At 65.3% G+C, this 21,521-nt stretch carries 17 protein-coding genes and 1 riboswitch; of the genes, 5 read left to right on the forward strand and 12 right to left on the reverse strand.

All coding sequences use genetic code 11. The features are described from left to right. Nucleotides 1–2: 2 nt before the first annotated feature. From cbiB to ATB98_RS11055, 5 genes are read right to left on the reverse strand one after another with little or no spacing between them, the layout of a single operon-like run. Entirely contained in the window at nucleotides 3–986 is a 984-nt protein-coding gene (gene cbiB / locus ATB98_RS11035) for an adenosylcobinamide-phosphate synthase CbiB (protein ID WP_066873399.1), read from the reverse strand. After that, nucleotides 987–1,988 (reverse strand): threonine-phosphate decarboxylase CobD, encoded by a 1,002-nt coding sequence (gene cobD / locus ATB98_RS11040; RefSeq protein ID WP_066873404.1) that lies wholly within the window; start codon nucleotides 1,986–1,988, stop codon nucleotides 987–989. 2 nt (nucleotides 1,989–1,990) lie between these two features. Then, nucleotides 1,991–3,286 carry a cobyrinate a,c-diamide synthase gene (locus ATB98_RS11045; RefSeq protein ID WP_066873407.1) on the reverse strand — a complete coding sequence of 432 codons (1,296 nt, stop codon included), beginning with the start codon at nucleotides 3,284–3,286 and terminating at the stop codon, nucleotides 1,991–1,993. Next, on the reverse strand, nucleotides 3,283–4,125 hold the full coding sequence (gene cobA, locus ATB98_RS11050) for a uroporphyrinogen-III C-methyltransferase (protein ID WP_066873411.1): 843 nt from the start codon (nucleotides 4,123–4,125) through the stop codon (nucleotides 3,283–3,285). The genes ATB98_RS11045 and cobA overlap by 4 nt, the downstream gene beginning before the upstream one ends. After that, nucleotides 4,122–4,577 carry a cobalamin biosynthesis protein gene (locus ATB98_RS11055; protein ID WP_066873415.1) on the reverse strand — a complete coding sequence of 152 codons (456 nt, stop codon included), beginning with the start codon at nucleotides 4,575–4,577 and terminating at the stop codon, nucleotides 4,122–4,124. Before ATB98_RS11055 ends, cobA begins: the two co-directional genes overlap by 4 nt. 225 nt (nucleotides 4,578–4,802) lie before the next feature. On the opposite strand from ATB98_RS11055, the gene ATB98_RS30345 reads away from it, so the two are divergent. Next, nucleotides 4,803–4,937: a hypothetical protein gene (locus ATB98_RS30345; RefSeq protein ID WP_268801787.1), complete on the forward strand. Its 135-nt coding sequence runs from the start codon at nucleotides 4,803–4,805 to the stop codon at nucleotides 4,935–4,937. Between the two features lie 45 nt (nucleotides 4,938–4,982). Beyond that, nucleotides 4,983–5,768, forward strand: coding sequence for a TSUP family transporter (locus ATB98_RS11060; protein WP_066873418.1), 786 nt, complete (start codon nucleotides 4,983–4,985; stop codon nucleotides 5,766–5,768). A gap of 53 nt (nucleotides 5,769–5,821) precedes the next feature. On the opposite strand, the gene cobO is transcribed toward ATB98_RS11060, so the two are convergent. The 4 genes from cobO to cobU form a co-directional block, all read right to left on the reverse strand. Continuing rightward, entirely contained in the window at nucleotides 5,822–6,466 is a 645-nt protein-coding gene (gene cobO / locus ATB98_RS11065) for a cob(I)yrinic acid a,c-diamide adenosyltransferase (protein ID WP_066873422.1), read from the reverse strand. 9 nt (nucleotides 6,467–6,475) lie between these two features. Then, nucleotides 6,476–10,426, reverse strand: coding sequence for a cobaltochelatase subunit CobN (gene cobN, locus ATB98_RS11070; protein WP_066873425.1), 3,951 nt, complete (start codon nucleotides 10,424–10,426; stop codon nucleotides 6,476–6,478). A gap of 305 nt (nucleotides 10,427–10,731) precedes the next feature. Beyond that, nucleotides 10,732–11,796, reverse strand: a complete 1,065-nt coding sequence (gene cobW, locus ATB98_RS11075) for a cobalamin biosynthesis protein CobW (RefSeq protein ID WP_066873428.1) — start codon at nucleotides 11,794–11,796, stop codon at nucleotides 10,732–10,734. 2 nt (nucleotides 11,797–11,798) lie between these two features. Further along, nucleotides 11,799–12,326: a bifunctional adenosylcobinamide kinase/adenosylcobinamide-phosphate guanylyltransferase gene (cobU, locus tag ATB98_RS11080; protein WP_066873431.1), complete on the reverse strand. Its 528-nt coding sequence runs from the start codon at nucleotides 12,324–12,326 to the stop codon at nucleotides 11,799–11,801. Between the two features lie 135 nt (nucleotides 12,327–12,461). Next, a riboswitch (cobalamin riboswitch) is annotated at nucleotides 12,462–12,863 on the reverse strand. Between the two features lie 233 nt (nucleotides 12,864–13,096). Here cobU and ATB98_RS11085 point away from each other — a divergent pair. Continuing rightward, nucleotides 13,097–13,954: a FecR family protein gene (locus tag ATB98_RS11085; RefSeq protein WP_066873433.1), complete on the forward strand. Its 858-nt coding sequence runs from the start codon at nucleotides 13,097–13,099 to the stop codon at nucleotides 13,952–13,954. 24 nt (nucleotides 13,955–13,978) lie between these two features. On the opposite strand, the gene ATB98_RS11090 is transcribed toward ATB98_RS11085, so the two are convergent. Together ATB98_RS11090 and ATB98_RS11095 are read right to left on the reverse strand one after the other, a co-directional pair. After that, complete coding sequence (locus tag ATB98_RS11090) at nucleotides 13,979–16,150, reverse strand: CHASE2 domain-containing protein (protein WP_066873608.1); 2,172 nt, start codon at nucleotides 16,148–16,150, stop codon at nucleotides 13,979–13,981. Between the two features lie 197 nt (nucleotides 16,151–16,347). Then, nucleotides 16,348–17,802 carry a cobyric acid synthase gene (locus tag ATB98_RS11095; protein WP_066873436.1) on the reverse strand — a complete coding sequence of 485 codons (1,455 nt, stop codon included), beginning with the start codon at nucleotides 17,800–17,802 and terminating at the stop codon, nucleotides 16,348–16,350. 907 nt (nucleotides 17,803–18,709) lie between these two features. Here ATB98_RS11095 and ATB98_RS11100 point away from each other — a divergent pair. Both ATB98_RS11100 and ATB98_RS11105 read left to right on the forward strand, forming a co-directional pair. After that, nucleotides 18,710–19,708: a glycine betaine ABC transporter substrate-binding protein gene (locus tag ATB98_RS11100; protein WP_066873439.1), complete on the forward strand. Its 999-nt coding sequence runs from the start codon at nucleotides 18,710–18,712 to the stop codon at nucleotides 19,706–19,708. A gap of 207 nt (nucleotides 19,709–19,915) precedes the next feature. Continuing rightward, nucleotides 19,916–20,962, forward strand: a complete 1,047-nt coding sequence (locus ATB98_RS11105) for a quaternary amine ABC transporter ATP-binding protein (protein ID WP_066873442.1) — start codon at nucleotides 19,916–19,918, stop codon at nucleotides 20,960–20,962. Nucleotides 20,963–21,015: 53 nt separating this feature from the next. On the opposite strand, the gene ATB98_RS11110 is transcribed toward ATB98_RS11105, so the two are convergent. Next, nucleotides 21,016–21,426: a tautomerase family protein gene (locus tag ATB98_RS11110; protein ID WP_066873445.1), complete on the reverse strand. Its 411-nt coding sequence runs from the start codon at nucleotides 21,424–21,426 to the stop codon at nucleotides 21,016–21,018. Nucleotides 21,427–21,521: the final 95 nt, after the last annotated feature.

Below are 21,521 nucleotides of genomic sequence, written 5' to 3' on the forward strand. Positions count from 1 at the left end.
CATCACAGGACCAGGAACGAAAGCGCCATGGCCGCGAAGGCAAGCGTCATCGCAAGACAGGCGGCATGGAAAACCGAAACGGCGGTGTCGATGTCCGCGGCGGTGGCGACCGCGCGTCCCGCGGCGTTGATCATCGACTCATCCACCGTCTCGCCACCGTAAACCCTGGGCCCGGCAAGCTGGATGCCGAGCGCGCCCGCCATGGCCGCCTCGGGCCATCCGGAATTTGGCGAGCGATGAAAGTGATGGTCGCGCCGCGCGACGTCGATTGCGGCCCTCGCCGCTTCCGAGCCCCGCCTGAAATAGGCGCCCGCCGCGACGAGGAGGACGGAAAGCCGCGCAGCCGGCAGATTGGCGAGATCGTCAAGGCGCGCCGAGGCCCAGCCGAAATGGAGGTATTTCGGGCTCTTGTGGCCGATCATCGAATCCGCGGTGTTCAGCATCTTGTAGGCCAGCAGACCGGGGAGACCGGCGACCGCATACCAGAAGGCCGGAGCGACCACCCCGTCGGAGAAGTTTTCCGCGAGGCTCTCGATGGCGGCACGGCAGACCGCAGGCTCGTCGAGCGTCTTCGGATCGCGGCCGACGATCATCGATACCGCTTCGCGGCCGGCGGCAAGTCCGCCGCTGCGCAAGCCGTCGGCAACCCGGACCACATGGTCGGCAAGGCTCTTCTGGGCGAGGAAAACGGCGACGGTGACCGCCTCCAGCACGAAGCCGATCGCCCCCAGGACATCGAACAGCCGGTTGAGCACCACCCCTGCCGCGATGCTGGCTGCAAGCAGGATGAGGATGGTCGCCATGCCCCGCAGCTTCAGCCGGCCGGCAGTCACGCCGGCACCGTTGAGCATCTCGTCGAACAAGCCGATCGCCTGGCCGAAGAGCACGACCGGATGCGTGAGGCGTGACCAGAGCCACTCCGGATCGCCCAAAAGGCGGTCTATCAGCAATGCAACGACGAGGATGAGCAGAATTTCCGCCGACACTTATACACCTGCTCTGTTCAGGGCCGCGGCAAGGCGACGATCGCCCTCCGCGGTGGCCGCCAAACCGATCCGCAGCCAGCGCGGGTTATAGTCGAACTTGCGCGTCAGTATATGCGCTTCGCAGAGCGCCGCATGAAGATCGTATGCCCCTTCACTTTCAACGAGCGCGAAGAGCCCCGTACCGCCGACGATATCGAGCCCGGCACCGCCAAGCACGGCATCGAGTGCGGCCTTGCGTTCAAGGATGCGGTCGCGGATCGAACTCGTATCGGCTTGCATCAGCTTTGCCGAAATGGCGAGTGCCGGACCGGAGACCGCCCAGGGACCGAGCCCGTCGCGGAAGGTTTCGATGATGGCTGGAGCCGCGATGACGAAACCGAGCCGCAGGCCCGCAAGCCCGAAGAATTTGCCGAAGGAGCGGAAGACGACGAGGTTGTCATGGGCAGCGACGTGCCGAGCGACGCTCGCCGCCGGCTCGAGATCACCGAAGGCCTCGTCGACGACGATGAGGCCGCCTCGCGCCTTTATCGTCTCTGCCATGGCGAGAATCTCTTCCGGCGCGAAAAGCCTGCCGGTCGGGTTGTTGGGATTCACCACCACGGCGAGGCTGTACCCGTCGGCGAGATCTTCGGCGCTTCCGATGAAGTCCACGGCAAGCCCGGCTCCCGTCAGCACCCGGGCGTATTCGCCGTAAGTCGGAGCGAAGATCGCGACGCGCTTCCTCGCGCCAACGAGCCTCGGCAGCAGTTGAATGACCGCTTGGGTACCGGGAACGGGCAGAGGCATTATGCCGCCGGCCCCGTAATAGCGGCTCGCCGCCTCGCGCGCCGTGTCTTCGAGATACCGGTCGGGAAGCCGGTGCCAGACCCGCGGGTCGATCTCGGGAAGCGCCACCGGGCACGGGTTGATGCCGGTCGAAAGGTCGAGCCAGTCGTCAGGTGCGCCGCCGAAGCGCGCCGCAGCTTCGGTGATCCCGCCGCCATGGATGATCGGAGCGGTCATGATCACTCCGAAAGGTCGATGAGATGCATGAAGGAGCCGGCGACGTGGCCGCGACGAAGGCCGGCGCGACCGAGATCGAGGCCGGCCGCGTCCTCCACCGCGAAGAGCGGCTCTGCCGCGCCCTCGGAAACAATCGTCGCATAGTGGAATTCGTGTGCCGTCATCGGTCCATCGAAATAGGCGTTATCGAGCGGCGTCACGCGCCGGTAACCGAGATGCCGCTTGCGCTCGGCGAAACTGGTGACGAGCGGCAAGAGGCCGAGCATTTCGTAACCCCTGCCGTCCGCGGCGACAAGCCCTTCGCCGAGCGCCATGTAGCCACCGCACTCGCCGAAGATGCGCGTGCCCTGCCCGGCCGCGCTGCGCATCGCGCCACGAAAACGGGAGGCGGCGGCGAGCTGCCCGGCATGCAGCTCCGGATACCCGCCGGGCAGATAGATTGCTTCGGCGCCCGCCTCGGGCGCTTCATCTTCCAGCGGTGAAAAGAACGAGATTTCCGCCCCCTGCCCGCGCCAGCCGGAGAGAAGGTGCTCGTAGCAGAAGGCGAAGGCGACGTCGCGGGCAACGGCGATCCGCTGCCCGAGCGGCTTCAGCCTCTTGGCCCCGGTCGTCGGCCGAGCCCGCAAGGGCGCTGCTGCGGCCTGGATCGCCTCGAGATGGCAACCGGATGCAACGCGCGCTGCCGCATGGTCGATGAAGACCTCCAGGGCCGTGTGTTCGCGCGCCTGGACGAGGCCCAGATGCCGTTCGGGCAATTGCAGGGCGCTGTCCTGGCGGAGCACGCCGAAAATCGAAACGCCGAGCTGGTCGAGCGCGTCGCGCAGCATCGTCTCGTGACGGTCGCTGCCGACCTTGTTGAGGATGACCCCGGCGACGCGGATATCGTCGCGATGAGCGGCATAGCCGCGCACGAGCGCAGCCACCGAGTGGGACAGACGCGCGCAATCGACGACGAGGATGACGGCGAGCCCGAGCGCCGCGGCAAGGTCCGCCGGCGAGCCGCTGCCGTCGGCGGCGCCGTCAAAGAGGCCCATCATCGCCTCCACGACGAGCATCGAGCCGTCTTCCGCGGCAGTCGCAGCGTTATCGAGGAGCAGATCCCGCCGCATCGCCCAGGGATCGTAATTGAAGCAGGGCTTGCCGCTGGCGGCCGCGTGAAAGGCCGGATCGATATAGTCCGGCCCTGCCTTGCCCGGTGCGATCAATACCCCGCGCCGTTTCAACGCCCGCATCAGGCCGAGCGTCACCGTCGTCTTGCCCGAGCCGGAGCTCGGGGCAGCAATCATCAGACCATTCATGCCGGATTCCGGAGGATGCGGCTCGAAAACGGATCGGCCGCAAGTGCCCGGCCCTTGCGTGCGCCCTGCCAATCGAGCGACGGCCGCAGCCGGACGACCTCGCCGACGACGACGATCGCCGGCGGCTCGAGGCCCGAGGCGGCAACATCGGCTTCGGCGCGGGACAGCGTGGTCTCGAGCACCACCTGCTCGGGCGTCGCCGCATTGCACACGAAGGCGACAGGCTCGTCCGCCGAACGCCCGGCGGCGATGAGATTGGCGGAAATCTGGCCGATATGCTTCATCGCCATATACATGACGATCACCGGCGAGCCCTTGGCGATGCCCTCCCAATTGATCCGGTCCGGCACGACGCCGGAGGAATCGTGACCGGTCAGGAAGGTGACGGCATGGTTGACCTCGCGATGCGTCACCGGAATGCCGGCATAGGCCAGCCCGCCGATGCCGGCGGTGATGCCCGGCACGATGCGGAACGGTATGCCGTGCTCGACGAGCATCAGCGCCTCTTCGCCACCGCGGCCGAAAACGAAGGGATCGCCGCCCTTGAGGCGCAGCACCCGCTTGCCTTCACGCGCGAGTTCGACCAGCCGGAGCGAGATGTCGCGCTGTTTCGGCGAAGGCTTGCCGCCACGCTTGCCGGCGAACTCGAGCGTCGCACCGGCCTTCGCGAGTTTCAGGCAGTCGCCATTCACCAGCGCATCGTGAACGATCACGTCCGCCTGGCGCAACGCATTGGCCGCGTGCAGCGTCAGGAGGCCCGGGTCACCCGGCCCCGCCCCGACGAGCCAGACGGTCCCCGGTTCGAGTTGAGGCAGTCCGTCGAATACGGTTTCCGTCATCGTCTTTCACTCCCCGTCGAACGAAGCATTGCACGCCCATCGGGCCTGCCGGCGATCGCCGCCGTTGCGTGAGCCGAGCGGATTTTCGGCACGATCAGGACCGCATCCCGTCCCGCCCCGGCAAGTGCTGCCCCTTCCGCGACGCCGTGGCAGCCGGTATGGGCGAAGACGATCTCCGATGGGCTCTGCAACCGCTCCGCCTCCGCCTCGAGCGTGGCTGCGTCGAAAAACCGAAGCGGCACGGCAAAATGCTGCCCGGCGGCGTGAATGGCGGGTTCCTCCGAACGCGTATCGAGGGAGACGATCAGAGAGAGATCGCTCGCGCAGGCGCCTGCATCCGCCAGCGCCCGTTCCGCAAGCGCGATCACTTCCTCGGCCGGCGTGCGGCGCTCGCAGCCGAGACCCAGTACGAACTTTCCAATGGTGGCGGCTGGTCCCTCGGCCGAAGGCATGCGGTGCGGCTCCCCACAGCCGCGGCCTCTCGACACGCAAGCTGCAACTTAGTTGATAGCTGCACAGGGAGTTTCGGTTCCAGGACCCCAGCAGCGGACGGCGTTCATACGAAGCGCCGGCCTGGGGTCGATGCCCGCACCGGTCTGGACAGCACCGGATCTGGCCCCCTGGATGGGTCGGCCGCACCGGACGCTCTTTCAGTCCGCTTGCACGGACGCCGTCGCATGATCTTCATTTTTATCGGAGGGCATCCGGGCGGTCAAACCGGATTGCGCCATGGCGGCGTCGTAAACGGCGCAGGCAAAAGCAATCCGTGCACCTCGGAGCAGCCTGCCTTTGCATTTCGCCTCGACCTCTGACACAAGGCGAAAGCAATTCCGTCGCCATCCGCTCCCGGTTCTCCCGTGCCCGATCTCGCGCTCCACATCCTGCTCTTCCTTTTTGCTGCGGCCTTCATTGCCGGCTTCATCGATTCGATCGCCGGCGGCGGCGGCATGATCACCATCCCGGCCATGCTGATCGCCGGGATTCCGCCGCTCGAAACGCTGGGGACCAACAAGCTGCAGTCGCTCTTCGGTTCCGGCTCGGCGAGCATGGCCTATGCGCGGAACGGCCATGTGAACCTGCGAGAGCAAATGCCGATGGCCCTGATGTCGGCAGCGGGATCGGTGCTGGGTGCGCTGCTCGCGACCGTCGTCCCGGGAGATGCGCTGAAAGCCGTGCTGCCCTTCCTGCTGATCGCGATCGCCCTCTATTTCGGCTGCAAGCCGAACATCGGCGATGTCGAAAGGCACCACCGCATGACCCGCTTGATGTTCACCCTCTCCTTCGTGCCGCTGATCGGCCTCTATGACGGCGTCTTCGGCCCCGGCACGGGCTCATTCTTCATGCTCGGCTTCGTCACGCTGGGGGGATTCGGCATCCTCAAGGCCACCGCCCATACGAAGTTTCTGAACTTCGGCTCCAATCTCGGCGCCTTCGCCGTCTTCGTCCTCTATGGCGTCGTGCTCTGGAAAGTCGGCCTGATCATGGGAGCCGGCCAGTTCCTCGGCGCGCAGGTCGGCTCCCGCTACGCCATGGCCAAGGGCGCCAAGATCATCAAGCCGCTGCTCGTCATCGTCTCGATCGCGCTCGCGATCCGGCTGCTTGCCGACCCGACGCATCCGTTGAGGCTGTGGCTCGGGATGTGACCGCTCACTTGCGGGACGATGCGCCCCGCGCAGCGCCCCGCCGATGGTAGGCTTCAGAACTCCACACCCTTCTGCGCCTTGATCCCGGAGCGGAACGGGTGCTTGACGAGTTCCATCTCGGTGACGAGATCGGCGATCTCGATCAGGTCTTCCTTGGCGTTGCGGCCGGTCAGGACCACATGCGTCATGTGCGGCTTCTCTTCCTTCAGGAAGCGCATGACCTCGGCGATATCGATATAGTCATAGCGCAGCGCGATGTTGATCTCGTCGAGCAGCACCATCGAGTTGCGCTCGTCGCGAATCAGTTCCTTCGCCTTTTCCCAGGCCTTTTCCGCCATCGCCACGTCGCGGGCGCGGTCCTGCGTCTCCCAGGTGAAGCCTTCGCCGAGCGTGTAGAACTGGCAGAGATCGCCGAAATGCCTGTCGATCAGGTCGCGCTCACCGGTCTGCATGGCGCCCTTGATGAACTGCACGACAGCGCAGGGCATGCCATGGGCGATATGGCGGAAGATCATGCCGAAGCCGGCGGTCGACTTGCCCTTGCCCTTGCCGGTATGGACGATGATCAGCCCCTTCTCGTCCGTCTTCGTCGCCATGATCTTGTCGCGGGCGGTCTTCTTCTTCGCCATCTTCATGGCGTGACGGGCTTCGTCCTTCTCGGCGACCGGTTCGCCGGTGTTTGCGGTTTCATCGCTCATGGCGTCCTCCTATTCGTTTCCGGCGTGCAGGCGTTCCGCTGCACGGCTGGACAGGCTGTTCAGTTCAAATCGCGCCGAATTGGAGCGCGGGCTCCATAGACCGCGATCGATCGCTTCCAGAAACCGCTCCGACATTTCGGCAAGTGCGGCCGGGTTCTTCTCGCGCAGGAAGTCGAGGACCTTCTCGTCGGCGATGAACGCCCGGTAGGCTGCCTCGAAATGATGATCGCGCACGGCGCCGGTGGTAGCGGCAAAGGCGAACATGTAGTCGACCGTCGCGGCGATCTCGAAGGCGCCCTTGTAGCCGTGGCGCATGACGCCTTCGATCCACTTGGGATTGACGACGCGGGCACGCACCACACGGCCGATTTCTTCCTCGAGCGAGCGGATCACCGGCTTTTCCGGACGCGAATGGTCGTTGTGATAGATCGCCGGTCTCTGGCCCGCGAGGTGTTCCGCCGCGGCACTCATGCCGCCCTCGAACTGGTAGTAGTCATCGCTGTCGAGCAGGTCGTGCTCGCGATTGTCCTGGTTCTGGACGACCGCTTCGATCGAGCGCAGGCGCTCCTCGAAAAGGCTGCGCTCAGCCTTGCCTTCTTCGCCCGCGCCATAGGCATAGCCGCCCCATGTGAGATAGGCCTCGGCGAGGTCGCCGCGCTTCTCCCAGCCCTTCTCGTCGATCAGGGCCTGCAAGCCCGCCCCATAGGCGCCGGGCTTCGCTCCGAAGACGCGATAGGAGGCGCGCCGCGCCGCCTCCTTCGGCTCGACGCCCTTCTCTTCGAGCGACCGGGTCTCCGCGCGCATGCGCGCCGCGATCATGTTGTCTGCATCGTCCTCGTCGAGCGCACCGATGGCGCGGATCGCCTTGTCGAACAGCGCGATCTGTTCCGGAAAAGCATCGCGGAAGAAACCGGAAATGCGCAAGGTGACGTCGACGCGCGGGCGGCCGAGGACGGCAAGCGGCACGATCTCGTAGCCGGTCACGCGGCGCGAGGCCACGTCCCAGACGGGCTTGGCGCCGATCAGCGCCAGCGCCTGGGCGATGTCGTCGCCGCCGGTTCGCATGTTGGACGTGCCCCAGGCGGTGAGCCCGAAGGAGGACGGCCATTCGCCGTGATCCTGCAGATAGCGGCGGATGAGCAGTTCGGCCGATTTCCTGCCGAGCTCGTAGGCCGCCGGCGTCGGCACGGCGCGGCTGTCGACGGAATAGAAATTGCGACCCGTCGGCAACACGTCGGGCCGCCCGCGGGTCGGCGCGCCGGAGGGCCCGGGCGCAACGAAACGGCCCGCGAGACCGGTGAGCAGGCCATGGATTTCCGCCCGGCCGGACTGCTGGATCGAAGGTTTGAGCTGCGCATCGATCTCGTCGAGCACGGCGCGGGTGTTGCTCCAGCCTCCCGGGCAAGCGGTTTCGCCCGAGACGAGTTTCGTCGCCAGCAGTTCGATGCGCTCGACCGTATCGCCGGCGGTGCGCCAGGGGGCGTCCGAGAGCGTTGCGAGGAGATCGGGTTTCGGGCCGGTCCAAGGGGCGGACATCACGCAATCGAGCGGGTCGAAAGGGGCCCCCACAAGGGGGGAGAGTGACTCGCGGCGAGCCTCTGCCCCAAAATTGTCGCTTGGGGCGCGGGAATTTTCGGCAGGACTTGCCTCCAGTTCGGCGGTTGTGGACGAGCGAGCGCCCGCCTCCCCCCTTGTGGGGGAGATGCCCGGCAGGGCAGAGGGGGTCATTTGCCCCGGGCGACCCAACCCCATATCCGCCGCAATCGCCCGCTGGAGACTCTGGTCCCCGCCCTCTCCCAGTCCGCGCGGCACGCGGGCGAGTGCGACGGTGAGATCGTTCAGCAGCCGCCCTTCCGGCGCGACGCCGAAGACGTGCAGCCCGTCGCGGATCTGCATCTCTTTCAGGTCGCAGAGATAGGCATCGAGCTTCTCCAGCGCCTTGTCGTCGCTGTCTCCCCTGTCGATACCGGCATCGTGGTCGAGACCGATATCGCGCACGAGATCGAGAATCTGGCGGCTCAAAAGCTTGAGCCGCCTGGGGTCGCCTCCGGCCGCCTCGTAATATTCGTCGACCAGTGCCTCCAGGTCCTTGAGCGGCCCGTAGGACTCGGCGCGCGTCAGCGGCGGCGTCAGATGGTCGATGATGACGGCGCTGGTACGGCGCTTGGCCTGGGTGCCCTCGCCCGGATCGTTGACGATGAACGGATAGAGATGCGGCGTCGGTCCGAAGATCGCCTCGGGATAGCAGGCCTCCGACAGCGCCAGCGCCTTGCCGGGCAGCCATTCGAGATTGCCGTGCTTGCCCATGTGGACGATCGCGTCGGCACCGAAAACCTGGCGCAGATAGGCATAGAAGGCGATATAGCCATGCGGCGGCACGAGGTCCGGCGCGTGATAGGTTTCCTTCGGATCGATGTTGTAACCGCGCGCCGGCTGGATGCCGACGAGAACCTCGCCGAAGCGGGCAAGCGGCAGCGCGAAGGCACCGTCGAGAAAGAAGGGATCGGTCTCCGGAGAGCCCCAGCGATCCGTCACCTCCTGTTGAATCTTGCTGGGAAGGCCGGAGAAGAAATCCTTGTATTCGCTCAAGGAAATGGTCTCGCGGATTTCCCGGTCATGGCTCGCTGCATTCGTCGGCCCGGCCATCAGGAAGCGCATCAGCGCATCCCCGTCGCCCGGCAATTCGCCGAGCGCATAGCCTTCCTGCGCCATCGCCCTCAGCACCTCGATGGTGCCGGCGGGCGTGTCGAGGCCGACACCGTTGCCGAGCCTTCCGTCGCGATTCGGGTAGTTGGCCATCACGATGGCGACGCGGCGCACCTCCGGTCGCGCCCGGCGCAGGCGCGCCCAATTGGCCGCAAGCCGGGCGGCAAAGCGAACGCGGTCGGCGACCGGCTCGTGGCCGACGATATTCGCCTCCACGAGCGGATCGTAGACGGAAGCCGCCTTGAAGGACACGGCGCGCGCCAGAACGCGCCCGTCCACCTCCGGCAGCGCAACATTCATGCCGAGGTCGCGGGCCATCAAGCCCTGAGCCGAGGCCTCCCAGGCCGCCCGCGTCGAACCGGAGAAGATCACCTGCAGCACCGGCGCACCGGTCGACTCCAATACCGTCGGCTGCCGGTCGGCGCCGGGAGCCGAGACGGCGAAACCGGTGGCGTTCATCACCACGTCGGGTGCAGCCTCGGCGAAAATCGCCTCGAGCGTCCCGATCGATACCTGGTCCTTGAGGCTGGAGACGAAGACCGGGAGCGCACGCATCCCCTCGGCGGCCAGCGCCTCGATCAAGGCTTCGACGGGTTTCGTCTCCCCGCTCTGCACGAGGGCGCGGTAGAAGCAGATGGCGACGGTCGGCCGGCACTCCTCCGCGTCCTGTCCGGCAACACGCATCCACTCGCCAGGCCCGATCACGCCCCTGCCCGGCCACCAGATACCGGCCTTGAGCAGCGGTCGCGCCGGTTGCGGTTTCTCGCCGCGATCGATCAGCGCCTCTGCATAATCGAGGAAGAGCCCGGCATTCTCCGCACCGCCTTCCGTGAGATAGGCCCAGAGGCGCCCGCGGTCTTCGGCCGACACTGTGGAATAGGGATCAAGGCCCGGATCCGGCTTGTCGTCGCCCGGCAGCACCGCGATCTGGAACTTGCCCGCCACGGCGGCAGCATGCAGAGCCTCGATCACGTAACGGAAATAGCTGGCGCCGCCGAGCAGCCGCGCGACGATCAGCTTCGCGTGCCGGGCCGTGCGCTCGACATAGGTGTCGACCGACATCGGATGCATGAGCGTCATCAGGCTGGCGATGCGCAGCGACCTTGCGCCGGCGCGCCGACGGTGGGCGGCGGCGATGGAGGCGAGCTCCGTATCGGCGGCCGACAGAAACAATATGTCCGCCGGGCTTTGCCCGAGGTCGATCGCCTCATTGCCGTCGGCGATCGTTCCTTTCTGGGCTAGGAGGAGATGCATGACGGCTCCTCGGGGTTAAAGCCCTCCCCAACCCCTCCCCACAAGGGGGAGGGGCTTGCCCCGCCGCACCGTCTCTGCCTTCGATTGAGACGGCTCGGCCAGACCCCGGGAGTGAAAAAAGGCAAGCGAGGCCCGCAGGCGCCTGAAGCATTTTGCAGCCAGGCGGAATCGCCCGGCGTCGCACAAATGCGGCAGAAACAAACAGATAGAGCGGTGGCGCGAACGCATGTGAGCGCATCCCGCTCCAGCCCCTCCCCCTTGTGGGGTGGGCTTGGGGAGGGGCAATTCAGGTTCAAGGTCAAACCTCACACGAGCGCGGCGATCGCCGCGCGGACCGCCGCCTCGTCCATATCATGCAGGCCGATGACGACGAGGCGCGTGCCGCGCGTTTCGTCCGCGCCCCAGGCGCGGTCGTAATACTGGTCGATGCGGCTGCCGACCGCCTGGATCAGGAGGCGCATCGGCTTGCCGGGAACGTCCGCGAAGCCCTTGAGCCGCAGCACGTCGTGCTCGGCGATGACGCCCTTCAGCCGATCGATGAAGCGAGCGGGATCGGCGATCTGGCCGAGTTCGACGACGAAGCTGTCGAACTCGTCGTGATCGTGCTCCTCACCCGCCTCATGCTCCATCTCGTGGTGCGACTTGCGGTTGGCGATCTCGCCCTCGGTGCCGACGCCGAGGCCGAGCAGGATGGCGGCGGCCACCTCGCCGTTCTTCGCCTCGATCATCGCCGGCTTGCGGCTGATACGGGAGGCGACTTCCTCTCGCACGGATTTGACGCCGGCCGCATCGATGAGGTCGGTCTTGTTGAGGACGATGAGGTCGGCGGCGGTGAGCTGATCCTCGAAGAGCTCTTCGAGCGGGCTCTCATGGTCGAGGTTCTCGTCGTTGACGCGCAGCGCATCGACCTTGTCGTGGTCGTCGGCAAAGCGGCCGGCGGCGACGGCCGCGCTGTCGACGACCGTGACGACGCCATCGACGGTGACCTCGCTGCGAATATCCGGCCAGTTGAAGGCGGCGACGAGCGGCTGCGGCAGCGCCAGGCCCGAGGTCTCGATGACGATATGATCCGGTCGGTTCTCGCGCTCGAGCAGCCTGGTCATCGTCGGGATGAAATCGTCGGCGACGGTGCAGCAGATGCAGCCGTTGGTGAGTTCGATGATGTCGTCCTCCGAGCAGGCCTCCGCGCCGCATCCTTTCAGGACGTCGCCGTCGACACCGAGGTCGCCGAACTCGTTGATGATCAGCGCGATGCGCTTGCCGTCGGCGTTCTGCAGCAGGTTGCGGATCATCGTCGTCTTGCCGGCGCCGAGAAAGCCGGTGATGACGGTGGCCGGAATCTTGCCCTGCTGGGCCTTTGCGAGTGTCATGTTCAACCCTTCATTTTCAGCGGCAGTCCGGCCGCGACAAAGTAAACCTCGGCGGACTTCTCCGCCACGACCTGATGCAGCCGGCCGGCGTGGTCGCGGAAATGGCGCGCCATGCGATTTTCCGGGACGATGCCGAGTCCGACCTCATTGGAAACGAAAACGAGCCGCGAGCGCGCCTCGGGCAGGAACGCGGCCAGTGCTGAGAATTCGGCGGCGATGTCACGCCCCTCCATCATCAGGTTCGTGACCCACAGCGTCAGGCAGTCGACGAGCACGGCGCGGTCCGGAGCGTCGATGCGGCGCAACTGCCCGACGAGATCGAGCGGCTCTTCATGGGTGGTCCAGCCCCTGCCGCTCCGTGCTGCGCGGTGATGGGCGATGCGCTCGCGCATCTCGTCGTCGAAGGCGCGGCCGGTCGCCAGATAATGCATCGGCAGGCCCGAATTTTCGACGAGCTTCTCCGCGAAGGCGGACTTCCCGGAGCGGGCACCGCCGAGCACGAGGACCGGGCCGGCAATGGAGACGGTCATGCGGGCCAGCCGCAGGTCACTAAGCGGCAGCCTGCCGAGACAATGGCAGTCGCACGCGCCAATGGCGCGCCGATGGAGAAACTGTAAGCCACGACAACCTCCGTGCTGGCATCGGGGAGGCATTCTCCCCTGGGCGGAATGCCCGTGCGGATGGCAGGTCTCCTGGCTCACGGCGCCACGGGTGCAGCATCTGCGCGCAAGGCTCTCGCGCGTCGATGCGGCAACCCGAACGGGTTCGCCTCGCCTTCCCGGCGTATTCGACATCGTGAAAGGCGGACGATTCGTAGAAGAAGAGGCGTCCAGCCCGGCTGATCACGACGCCACGCCAGTGGCTTTTCCGGCCTGCCCCGCCACTCCGCGAACCACCCCATGCGGTTCGTCGGAACGCGACGACATTGCCCGATGGCGAACCCTGACCGTTCTACAGTCGCGGGGTCGGCTGCGATAAGGGCGCCCGGCGTGGGTCCGCCCCGTCACATTCCCATTTACTCCCCCGCTCCACCTCGGCGCGAGGGAACCATCCGTTCTGCGTTAATTATGAAGCGGGGGCGGCAAAGTCAATCGACGGACTGCGACACCGCGGCCATCGATTACGGCAGGGAGGGAAATTCCTACTCCGAACGGGTGAGCAGACTCCCCTGCCCGCCGCGTGCTAAAAATGACCGTTTGCAGCCGAGCGCCGCCTGGGGGCAGCGTCGCGCTAAAACTGTCTTGATCGTTCACGTTCGGGGTGCCGGACTTTCCAGGCCGGTATCGTCGTGGAGGGTGCGATGTCCTGTGTGCGTCGTACCGCAATCGCCGCGCTTGGCGCGGCGCTTTACGGTTTCATGCCTACAATGGCCGCCGAACCGGTCGGCGAAGCAGTCCGGATAAGGACCTCGGTTACCGGCGCGAGCGGACCGATCGCGGTCCGGGACGCCGTCCATCGCGATGAGCGCATTTCGACATCGAGGTCGGGCCTCGGGCAATTCGTGTTCCGCGACGGCAGCAAACTGGCCGTGGGCGCCGGGTCGTCCGTCGTCATCGACAAATTCGTCTTTGACGACTCGAAAACGGTGCAGAAGCTCACCGTCGCGGCGGTGAAGGGGACGTTCCGGTGGATCAGCGGCAAGTCCAAGCACTCGGCCTACGAGATCGTCACCCCCGCCGGGACGATCGGCGTCCGGGGCACGGTCTTCGACTTTTACGTCGGCGGCGACGGCACGACGGCAATGGTTCTGTTGAGCGGCGCCGCCGAATTCTGCAGCCAGGGCAATTGCCAGCAACTGACGCAGCGCTGCGATTGCGTGATCGCCAGGCGCAACGGCTCGATGACCGACGCTCACCGGGTCAATCGCAGCATACTGACGACGCTCGGCAACCAGAAGGCCTTGCCCTTCCTTTCGGGCGACCAGCGGCTGTCGCCCTCGTTCGGCAGCATGAGCGGTAGTTGTGGCCTTTCCGCTTCCCTGGAAATCAAGCCGACCACCCCGGAGCGGCTGCGCCCGCAGGAAAAACCGAGCCAACCTCCGGGCAAGATCAGGAGCAACGAGCCGGGGAAGAGAGGCCTGGACACCGGCAAGCGGGGGCAGGATCCCGGCACGCGCGGTCAGGACACAGGCGAGAAGAGAGGTCAGGACCGGCGGTAGGCGCGCAGGCGCGCTTGCGTCGCTCTACTCGGCAGACTCGGCGGGCCTCGCCGGAGGCTCGCCGGCGAAGTGATCGCTCCTGCGGGAAATCCTGCGATAGAAATCCGTGAGCCCGGTGCAGACGGACGGAGCCTTGAGCTTTGCGGCGGCAAGCTTCTCGCGGCTCGCCGGAGTGCGCGACCGCAGCGCGGCGATCAGTTGTCCATGAATGCCATGCAGTTCCGCAAACTCTGTCGATGCCGCCACCGCTTCGTCGCCGACAACGGCGTAGACCTGCGTCCGCGTGCTCTTGCCCCTTAGAGGGAGCGCCCCCGCCTCGAGCAAGGCGTAATGGTCAGCCGATTTTGCCGTCATCTCGGATACGAGAATGTCGAATCCGAGATCCTTGCAGGCGGACTCGATCCGCGCGGCGACGTTGACGGCGTCGCCCACCGCCGAATAGTCGAAATGCATCTCGGCACCCATGTTGCCGACGCAGGCAAGCCCGGTATGGATGCCGACCCCGATCCGGACCTTCTGCTCGTCGCCGAACCCGAAGGCGTCGCTGTCATTGAGGCGGGCGAGCGTCTCGCGCATCGCCAGGGCGGCGCGCACGGCCTTGCCGGCATGGTCGGTGACGTCGACCGGCGCATTCCAGAAGGCCATGATCGAATCGCCGATGAACTTGTCGAGCGTGCCCTCGTTGGCGATGACATGGCGGCTCAGCGCATCGAGAAGCGTGTTGAGAAAGCGAACCACCTCGGTCGGCGCGAGCCGCTCGCTGATCTCCGTGAAATTGCGCACATCGACGAACATGATGGTCAGTTCGCGGTCGTCGCCGCCAAGGCGCAGGGCGTCGTGCGTGTGCTCGATGCGATAAAGGAGCGACGGCGACAGATATTGGCCGAAGGCACGCCGCACCACGCGCCGCTCCCGGTCTGTCACGAGGAAACGGTAGGCGGTTGCCGCGAAGTGGGTGACCGACCCTGCGAGGATGGGCGCCAACGGATCCAAGAGGAGCCCCATGTAAACGAAGGCGAGCCAGGAGGCGACCAGAGCGAGCGCGGTGATCAGCAGGCCGCAGGCGAGCGCGACGGCAGGACTGACGAAGGTGGTCAGCAGGACGAGCAGGCTGCCCGCCGCGGCGATCGACAGGATCTCCAGCCCGTCGGCCCAGTCCGGGCGCGCGAGAAAGCGCCCCGACAGCACCTGCTCGACCGTCTGTGCGTGAAGCGACACGCCCGGCACGTTGTGCCCGAGCGCGGTGGTGCGGATGTCCTGCAGCCCGGCGGCCGACGTACCGACGAAAACGATGCTGCCTTCGATCGCCGCCCTGGTTTGCGCGGATGGACCGTCCGCCGCCAGAACCCGGCTCGCCGAAACATATCGCTCCGCCCGGTCCGGGCTGACATAGAGCCAGAGTTCGCCGGCGGCCGTCACCGGAATGACGAATTCGCCGACCTTGAGCTCAGTGAGGACGTCCTGAACGTCCGGAGCACCCGCCAGGATGTAAGTCGAGGCGCCCTGCGCAACGCGGAGCGCCTCGAGCGCGAGATTGGGATAGAGTTGCTGGCCGTCGCTCAGCAGGAGGGGAATCGTCCGCACGACCGCCGAAGGACGGCCGGGATCGAGGCTGATATGGCCGATGCCGGCGGCATTGATCGCGAATCGCGGCCGCAAAGGCGTGGCGGCATCGATCTTTGGCGGCGCAGCAAACAGGCTCTCCCCGGTAAAGGCGAAACCGGCTTTGACGGGCGGAAGATAGCTCCCTTCGGTGGAGAGCCCGAAGCCGAGCACGACGGGCGGGCCGGCGATCGACCGGGCGAATATCTCATCATTGTCGGGGAGCCGGCCGAGCAGCGCTTTGTCGACGTTGGGAATGTCGCGCACGACGGTGCGCGGCGACAGGCGGTCAGGCTCGGAAAAAAGAATGTCGAAGGCGATGACGGAGGCACCCATTTCGGAAAGGCGGTCGACGAGTGCGGCAAGGCGATCGCGCGGCCAGGGCCATTGGCCGAACGCCTTGAGCGAGGCTTCATCGATATCGACGATGCGGACCGGGACATCCTCGAAGTCCCGCGGCGCCAGACGCTGGTATTCGTCGAAGGTCACGTCGCGCGCGAGCCGCAGGAGCGGCGGATCGCTTGCTCGCAGAACGGTCAGCGCGGCGACGAGCGCCAGGCCGATAGTGACGCCAACGAACTGCGTGCGTGTCATGGCAGCGCCTTTCGCACCGGATGTCACCGCCGCGCGTTGCGCCAGCGACATCGTCCTCGCTCTGCAGCGCCGCGCGACGAGACGCGCAACGGTCGCTGCAAGGAAGCATGCAGTAGATCATGCTGCATTGTTCATCGGGACTATGCAACGGCGAGCCTACGATCGCCCGCTGCGTCAATCGGTCGGCGAGCTCCGCGCTATCCGAGCAAGTCATCGACCCATGAGGGGTCGAGCGCCGACTGTAGCTCGGCGGCGATCTCGTCGAGCGCGGCATCGACCGACCGGCGGTAATTGCCTCCGCCGCCCTCTATGCCGAAGCTCTTGAGCAGCGCCGCGCGATAGGCGTCGCTCCCGAAGAGGCCGTGCAGATAGGTTCCCATGACCTTGCCGTCGGCGGACATCGCCCCGTCCGGGCGGCCGTCGATTTCCACCGGTGCGCGGGTGCAGTCGACGCCCGTCGTCTTGCCGAGATGTATCTCGTAGCCTTCAAGCGCAACCTGGTGCTCCACCGACCAGGCGCGACTGTTGCGCACCGTCTTTTCCGGCGCCATCTCGGTCTCGACCGAGAGCAGGCCAAGTCCGGCGATCTCGCGCTCGGTGCCTTCGATGCCGAGCGGGTCGGTGACGCGGGCGCCCAGCATCTGGTAGCCGCCGCAGATGCCGATGACCCGGCCGCCGCGACGCACGTGGCGCTCAAGGTCCCGGTCCCAGCCTTCGGCGCGGAAATCCTTGAGGTCGCCAATGGTCGATTTCGAGCCGGGAACGACGACGAGGCCGGCATCCTCGGGAAGCGGCGTGCCCGGCCGGACGAAGACGAGATCGACTTCCGGCTCCGCCGCCAGCGGATCGAAATCATCGAAATTGGCGATCCGCGACAGGACCGGCACGGCGACTTTCAGCGCCTTGCCGCCGCCGCGCGCCAGCCTCTCGAGCACGACCGAATCCTCGGCCGGCAGCCGCGACGCGCTCTTCAGCCACGGAACGACGCCGAAGCAGGGCCAGTCGGTGAAGCGGCGGATCGCCGCAATGCCGTCATCGAAAAGCGTCACGTCGCCGCGAAACTTGTTGATGAGATAGCCGGTGACCATCCGCCGGTCCTCCTCTGGCAGGATCGCGTGCGTACCGACGAGCGATGCTATGACGCCGCCGCGGTCGATGTCTCCGACGAGCACCACGGGCACCCCGGCGCGGGTGGCAAATCCCATGTTGGCGATGTCGCCCGCGCGCAGGTTGATCTCCGCGGGCGAGCCCGCCCCTTCGACGACGACGAGGTCGGCGCCGTCAGAGACCTGCTCGAAACTCTCCATCACCGCACCAAGAAGCCGAGGTTTCAGCGCCTGGTACTCCCTGCCCTTCGCCTGTCCGGCGACCTTGCCCTGGAGAACGATCTGGCTGCCCACGTCGGATTGCGGCTTCAGGAGCACCGGGTTCATGTGCACCGAAGACGGCACGCGCGCCGCGAGCGCCTGCAGCCATTGCGCCCGGCCGATCTCGCCGCCGTCGTCCGAGACCGCGGCGTTGTTCGACATGTTTTGCGGCTTGAACGGCCTGACCTTCAGGCCACGGTTGGAGGCAAGCCGGCAGAGGCCGGCGACCAATACCGATTTTCCGACATCCGAGCCGGTACCCTGCAGCATGATCCTACGTGTCATGCCGTCTCCCGTAACACCGAAACCGTCTCGCGCAAAGCCCTGTCTCGGCGCGATTTTGCCGCAACTGCGCCGTCAGCGATCACGGTCTGTTTCATCCCCTCACCAAGCTTGCGAAGAACCTCGACGGGACTAGCCGAATTGCGACATGCCATGGCGGGCATGGCATTCAAATCGCAACGGCACGCGCCTATATCAGCGCTATCGCAAACACGCCCCGGAAAGACCGGGCCTCCCAAGGTACAAACCATGCTGTTCGTCTTCAGCAAGCCCAACTTCGTTCAGATTGCCTGGAATTCCAGAACGCCGAGGAACCAGTCCCGCGTCCGCAACGTCGTGATGGACGCGCCGGTCGGTCCCCTCGGCTTCATTCGTACGTCCAACGTCGGATAAGCGAGACGCCTCCCCAACTTCGAGCCGCTCCATTCAGGGGCGGCTTTTTTTGTTCGCGTCGAGGAAAGCGAAAACCGCACCCGACCCTTGATGCGGGAGGGATGCGGCCGCGAAAATCGGGTCCGGTACGCACTACCTGATCCGGACCTGCGGCAGTTTCCCGCCGCAGGCAAACCATTATCCCGACAACGTTACCGGATCGTTATTGAGCTCTTAACCAAAGATGAATTCCGGATTTTTTCAGCCGTTCCATCGCCGGCTCGAACGACCGGCAACGGAACCGGCCGCACGCCGGCGCGCCACATTCAAAAGGTTGATTTCCCTGTTGATTTCTCGTGAGGAATACTTAGGCTTGCCGCAACGGTGAAGAGCAGTCCGGCGGGAGAAATGGGCTTTGCGACCGGACGTTGAACGACAGGCCGAGCGCTCGCGGCAGGATGCTCCGGCGTTTCGCTTTCCGCAAATGACTCTGCGGCGCCGTCGACTTCGGCCGCAGATGACGCGGAGGTCTGACGATATGAGACGACTCCTTGCTTTCATCTTCCTTGCCGCGGGCGTCAGCGCCGTGGCGGCTTCCGCCGAGGCGCAGGAATGCGGCCAGGTCAGCATAGCGGAGATGAACTGGGCGTCGGCCGGCATCGCGGCTCACGTCGACAAGATCATCCTGGAAAATGGTTACGGCTGCACGGTGACGCTCGTCGCCGGAGATACGATGCCGACCTTCGCCTCGATGAACGAGAAGGCGGAACCCGACATGGCACCCGAGCTCTGGGTCAATTCGGTGCGCACGGCCCTGAATGCGGCGGTGAAGGATGGCCGCCTCATCGAGGCCGCCAGGATCCTGAGCGAAGGCGGCGTGGAGGGCTGGTGGATACCGAAGTTCATCGCCGACGCGCACCCGGAAATCAGGACGGTCCGGGATGCATTGTCGCGTCCGGACCTCTTCCCCGCGCCCGACAATCCGTCCAGGGGAGCAATCCACAATTGCCCGGCCGGCTGGAACTGCCAGATCTCGACCGCCAATCTCTTCCGGGCGCTCGAAGCGCAAAAGGCGGGCTTCGAACTGGTCGACACCGGGGCCGCCGCCGGGCTCGACGGCTCCATCGCCGAGGCCTTCGAGAACAAGACGGGCTGGCTCGGTTACTATTGGGCGCCAACGGCCATCCTCGGCAAATACGAGATGACCCTCTTGTCCTTCGGCGTCGATCACGACAGGGCGGAATGGGACTCCTGCTCCGCCGTTCCCGACTGCCCTGCCCCGAAGGTGAACTCCTACCCGGTTTCGGACGTCTACACCGTTGTGACCAGATCCTTCGCGCAGAAGGCCGCGGTCGCGATGGACTACGTCAATGCACGCAGCTGGGACAATGCGACGATCAACAAGGTCTTGGCCTGGATGGACCAGAACCAGGGAACGAGCGAGGACGCCGCGCGATATTTCCTCAGCAATTTCCAGAGCACATGGGTTCCGTGGGTCAGTCCGGCCGTCGCGGAAAAGGTCAAGGCGGCCATCTGACCGCGTTCGAGGCAATACTTGCTCATCGCGACGCACTATGGTCGCAGGCGTCGCAAACAGTAAAGCGGAGGGCACGTTCCGCTGTCACATTCCTGATGCGGGGAGCGAAGAGCCCATGAAGAAATGGCGCAAGGGGGCGATGAAGAGCCTTCCGAAGACGCAAGCGGCCGCAACAGGGCTCCCAGCCGAGAAGGGGAAAGGTTGTTCATGACTAGCCACGCAATCGAGGTGAAGAACCTCTACAAGATCTTCGGCCCCCGCGGCGAGGACTATGTCGATGTCGTCCGCAACGGCATGGGCAAGGCCGAGCTCAATGAAAAGCATGGGCACGTGCTGGGGCTGCAGGACATCAACATCTCCATGCCCGGCGGCTGCATAACGGTCGTGATGGGCCTTTCCGGCTCGGGCAAATCGACGCTGATCCGGCACATCAACCGGCTGATCGACCCGACGGCCGGCGAAGTGCTCTATGACGGCGTCGATGTCTGCAAGATGAACGAGAACGATCTTCGCAATTTCCGCCGCCACAAGACGGCAATGGTATTCCAGAAGTTTGCGCTGCTGCCGCATCGCACCGTACTCGAGAACACCATTTACGGCCTGGAGATCCAGGGCGTCGAGCGTCGCGAAAGCGAGAAGCGGGCGCTCGGCTGGATCGAGCGGGTAGGACTGAAGGGCTTCGAGAGGCACTATCCGAACCAGCTTTCGGGCGGCATGCAGCAGCGCGTGGGTCTTGCCCGGGCGCTCACCAACAATGCCGAGATCCTGCTGATGGACGAAGCCTACTCGGCACTCGACCCGCTGATCCGCGTCGACATGCAGACGGTCCTGCTCGAATTGCAGAGCGAATTGAAGAAGACCGTCGTCTTCATCACCCACGATCTGGACGAGGCCTTGAGGCTCGGCGACAAGATCGCCATCCTGCGCGACGGCCGCGTCGTGCAGCAGGGAACCGGCCAGGAGATCGTGCTTTCGCCGGCGGACGACTACATCACCGCCTTCGTGAAGGAGGTGAACCGTGGTCGAGTCGTGCATGTCGAGACAATCATGCGACCGCTGTCCGGCAGCCCGGAGGGTCTTCCGATCGCGGCGGATACGGTCCTCGAGGCCGCCGCTCGCACCATGACGAGCGCGCATCTCAACACGGCCCACGTCGTCGACGCCAATGGCCGCCCGATCGGCTCGGTCGACCTGCAAACGATCATTGGCGCCATGGTGATGCCGGCAAGCCACCACGAGAGCAAGGCAGCTTGATGCCTTCGGCTGAAGGGGCGCTCTTGTAGCGCCCCTTCATCTTTACGCGTTCTTTATGCGGCCGCCTGCAATTTACCGCTGATGAACCGGAACTCCTGGGTCTCGCCACCATAACCGTAAGCGGCGGCCGACACCTCGTGCACGAGCACGTAGCTTTCCGTGTGGACCTTTCCCAAGAGCCCTTCGAACCCGGCAAAGATCGCCCCTATATAGCTGGCAAGCTCCTGCTTCGTGTTGGTGCCGTCGACAACCTTGATGTCGAGCCAGAAGCTGTTCGTCTGCTGTGACGCGATCGACTTTCCGCCAGCGAACCAGTGCTGCGGGTCGATATAACTGATTGCAACGGCCGTCACGGTCGGGTCCTTGCGCAGGTGCACGCGCGTCAATTCGGTGACAGAAGCCGCAATTCTCGCGGACAGATCGGGATCCGCCCAGCCGGCGATGGCGATATTGATGATTGGCATGGAAGCTCCTTCTTGGTGGTTAGAAATTGAAGGTGAGCTTGCCATGCTCGTTGCATCAGAAAAATCGAATTGTTTGGCATAAATAATTCTGTATC

Source organism: Sinorhizobium saheli, from assembly GCF_001651875.1.
In the GTDB taxonomy this organism is placed as follows: domain Bacteria; phylum Pseudomonadota; class Alphaproteobacteria; order Rhizobiales; family Rhizobiaceae; genus Sinorhizobium; species Sinorhizobium saheli.